The sequence below is a fragment of the Microcystis sp. M015S2 genome (assembly GCF_020245945.1).
Classification (GTDB): Bacteria; Cyanobacteriota; Cyanobacteriia; order Cyanobacteriales; family Microcystaceae; genus Microcystis.
Genome location: NZ_JADBTX010000002.1, coordinates 1 through 4070, shown reverse-complemented (window position 1 = coordinate 4070; position 4070 = coordinate 1). Strand labels below are relative to the sequence as shown.

2 protein-coding genes are annotated in these 4070 nt (G+C 39.2%); both read right to left on the bottom strand.

Annotated features, from left to right (window positions below; genetic code table 11):
• Positions 1-197 precede the first annotated feature (197 nt).
• The gene (locus IM473_RS00255; protein ID WP_287690300.1) at positions 198-3464 is read right to left on the bottom strand and encodes a CHAT domain-containing protein; all 3267 of its coding nucleotides are present in this window, start codon (positions 3462-3464) and stop codon (positions 198-200) included.
• A gap of 120 nt (positions 3465-3584) precedes the next feature.
• A complete protein-coding gene (locus IM473_RS00250) occupies positions 3585-3836 on the bottom strand; it encodes a DUF2283 domain-containing protein (RefSeq protein ID WP_287659299.1) in 252 nt (83 codons plus the stop codon).
• Positions 3837-4070 lie beyond the last annotated feature (234 nt).

The following is a 4070-nucleotide window of genomic DNA, read 5'->3' as shown; positions in this document are numbered from 1 at the left end:
GTTTATACACACCGAAACGGCGTTTGAATTGTTCATCTGATAAGTTTTGATAATCCATAATTTTGCTAATAAACATAGCAAAATTATAGATGATTTCCTGACCTAAGATCACATTTTATTCTTTTTTCCACTTCAATCTAAAAATCGAGAAAAAAGAAAGATGTTCCATTATACCATAAAAAAATTATGCAAGAGGTCTAATTAGCATCGCCAATCAAAATAAAGGGCGACCAAAAGAAAGGATGGCTTTTAATTTGACTCAGTTTGGCCTTTTGCATGGCTTCACTTTTACTCATACCATTCTTGAGATTTTGATAAAATTGCGTCATAATTTCCGCACTGGTATTATCTTCAGCACTCCAAAGACTGGCAATTACTGATTTAGCACCGGCTCTTTCTAAGACGTAAGCAAGTCCTGAAATTTCCTGGCCGTCTGCGTTGGCTTCCTTGGCGGTTTGACAGGCACTCAGGGTGATTAATTCGGTATTTTTTAAGCCTAATAATGCGGCATCAGCGATGTTATATTGCTCTTTATTGGCGAAAAGAATAGTATTAGCTTGCATACCCAAATTAGGACAGCCAGCAAGATTAAAGCATCCATGAGTTCCTAAGTGTAAAATCGAGAAGCGAAAGGCTTGTTTTTTGAATATATCTAGAGTTGCGTTTATACCGAGATATTTTTCACTTCCCGGAAAGATTTTGCTGATAGTTTCTGCTTCTATTTCTGTGCCTTTAAGTTCTTCTTGGGTGGGTTTAGGGTTAGCAAATGCTAGGCCTTGTAAGGGTTTTCTTTCGGTCGCGGGAGGGGTAGATGTGGAGATGCGAGTTAAATAATAAATTGGATATTTTTCTAGGAGAACTTGGTCATTTTTCTTATCGTAGAGAGTTTCAAAGGGAATATAGCGCAGTTGTCCGGTAGCGATGATGGCGATATTTTTCGGGGAACTGGTGGCGATTTGGGACTCGATGGGACGGATTAAAATCTCGTATAATTTACTACCGGTAACGAGGTAGTCGGCATTTTTATAGTCGGGTAATTGGGTACGGTATTCGCTGACGAGTTGGTTAAATTCCTCGCGTTTTGTATCACTTTGAATAACGATTAATTTTTCTCTAGTAACGAGAAATAGGGCGACTTTATCGCGGAGGGGAACGGGTTGAATGACGAGGGTATCAGGAGCGATATTTTTCTGTAGTTGGGCGATGTCGGTGGGTTTGGTTTCAAAAAGTTCAGCAATTTCGGGGTATTTATCTCCGATAGTTTCCGCATTTTTATACACTTTCTCCTCGAATTGTCGGATCTGTTGTGCTAGTTCTTCCGAGTATTTATCCTGTAGTTGTCGGCGCATTCCTTCGAGTTGTTGATTGTCGGCGTTCCAGTTATCAAGTGCTTTTTGTGCATCAGGATCAGCAACTTTGGCATTAATCAGGCGATTGTAATCGGCGAGATCGGCGGTAGTGGCGAGGTTGCTCCATTCAAATGCTTTTTCGGGTTGGTTCTGTTGGATAAGGAGGTCAATGAGGTGAGGAAACGTTTCTAAGACATAAACATTACCTCCCCAATGCTTTTCACGGTATTTACGAGGTACGTCACGACGCGACTCAATAATAAGATTAGCACTTTGCTCTAAATAGCTTAAGGCTTCGCTCGGACGATTTAGCATCTTGTAAGCTATACCAATTTTGCTCAGAACCATCTCCTTATTGCCTTTATATTCTTGTCCATAAGTTTTAATAAATTCTGATAACGCCGATAGATAGTAAGTAAGTGCTTGTTCATTATTTCCTTCCTTCATATACAAATCACCAACTTCCAAATTACCTCTAACTCTTGTAACTTCGGCGAATCTAACCGGTAAAGAAAACATTTGATTATAACAATCTAGTGCCTTCTGCTTTTCATCAAACTTGACGTATACCTGACAGAGAGCCTGAAGTGAATTGCCTTTAATGAATAGAATATATTCGGATTTTGTGAATTCCGACAGAGTTTTATCCATAGCCAATTGATCAAGAATAAGAATACCCTTCTGCAAGTAACTAATCGAATTTTTTTTATCATCTAATTCAGCGTAAGTACGGCCAATCTTAAGGAGATATGCTGATTCTTCTACACGATTTTCTACTAGAGGCTTATATTGAGATTGATGTATAGTTAGTGCTTGTTGGTAAAAATTAAGACATTCTAATGTATTTCCATAATATTCAATAGGCTTTTGGTACTGTCCAAGAGAGTAGTAAGCATTTCCTACTGAATACATACAAATATCTCCCAATATAGAAAAGATAAATTCTTGTTTTGGTTTATCTCCTAATTTTTGATAACCAATGAGTGCTTTTTTTAGGTTTTCAATAACCGATTTAATTCTGCTCTTTTCATTGATTGAAAGTGGCCTTATTAATTCTACTGGTTCCGAATACAATGCTAGAGCTTCATTAAATATTCGGTCAGTTTCTCTACGGAGATCGAATTGGTCAGTAAAGGTTCGAGCGATTGCTGCTGGGATAAAGGCGTATTCTCTCCCCCTATCAATTCGTTGAGCTGCGGTTCCTATCGCTGTATACAGTGATTCTGATTGTCTCAAATAGTCAATAGCCTTTTGGTACTGTCCAAGAGAGTAGTAAGCATTTCCTAAATTAAATAGTATTATTGTTTTTAAATCAATGGGTCTTATGTTTATAAAGTCATCGAATAAGCCATCACCATTAGAATCGTATTTATTCAAGATTGCTAAAGACTGTTCAAGGTACTCGATCGCCTTCTGGTACTGTCCGAGGGAGTAGTAAGAAAGTCCTAAGCCACCTAAAGAATTAGCTTCCCCAGCGCGATCGCCGATATTCTTCATGATAGCTAAAGACTGTTGATAAAACTCGATCCCTTTTTGGTAGTTTCCGAGGAAGTTATAAGTGTTCCCTAACACAAATAGTATTATGCCTTCTTCTTTTCGATAACCGTTTTCTCTCGTCAAAGCTAAATACTTTCGATAAGACTCGATGTCTCGATAGCCGATTTCCTGGATAATAGCTAAAGACTGTTGCTGATAGTCAGTTGCTTTTTTATACTGTCCGAGGGATTGGTAAGCAGCTCCTAAATTGCCCAAAGAAATGGCTTCTCCTTTGCGATCACGAATCTCCCTCGCAATAGCTAAAGACTGTTGATAAAAATCGATCGCCTTTTGGTACTGTCCGAGAGACTCGAAAATGATTCCTAAGTTGCCTAAGTCAATGGATTCCCCTTCGCGACTATGGATCATTCTATTGGTAGCTAAAGACTTCTGAAGAGATTCAATCGCCTGTTGAATCCGTTGCTGTAAAAGCTGATCGGCTTCCGCTTTCCTCGCATCCGTATTTTGCGCTATTACCGCAGGGACGAGAGAGGAGAGTTTCCCGTTAACCATCGGCAACGTCGCCACCGCCACCAGAGAAAGACAAAATAAAACGTAACCTTTGCGAATTTTAACCATTTACCCGCACCTCTCCCCAAAATCCTCTTGATATGACCCCATTATGCCAGACATCAAAAAAATCGACCAGAGGAAAAAAGGTCGGGCATGGCAAAAAATGTCTTGAACTTCTCACATCACTTAACAATTTAGTATTAACTTTCCGAACCATTGTCTAATCTCTTGTTTTTCACTCTCTTCCAACAGAAAATCAATATTTTTGAATTGTTCGGCCGTTCTCTGTTTGACTCCTAAAATCTCAATCCCCACAACCCTGTCCGCCTCATCGTAATCATAAACAATCCCCGGCGCTACTTCCTCAGAATCCATAACCTTTCCCTCAAAACGACGAATATAAGCGGCATTAGTGGCTTGATTATAGTCTATTTTCATAGTTTCCCCTTTAATCGGCGTTCAAAATGGACAATTACCAAAAGATTATAATTACTATATTGTTCACATCAAACAAAAATACCCATGAAAACCAGACAAGAATACCTCAACGCCCTAGTCAACTTTGACCAACCCCTATCAACCATCCTCCCTATCCTAAAAACCTTTCCTTGGGACAGTAGCGAAGCAATTATCACCCTAAAAAAAGAGCATCTGATCGATATTCTCGATCGC

Coding starts and splice junctions, on each gene's coding strand:
- IM473_RS00250 (WP_287659299.1), bottom strand. CDS start 3,836: ATGAAAATAGACTATAATCAAGCCACTAATGCCGCTTATATTCGTCGT.
- IM473_RS00255 (WP_287690300.1), bottom strand. CDS start 3,464: ATGGTTAAAATTCGCAAAGGTTACGTTTTATTTTGTCTTTCTCTGGTG.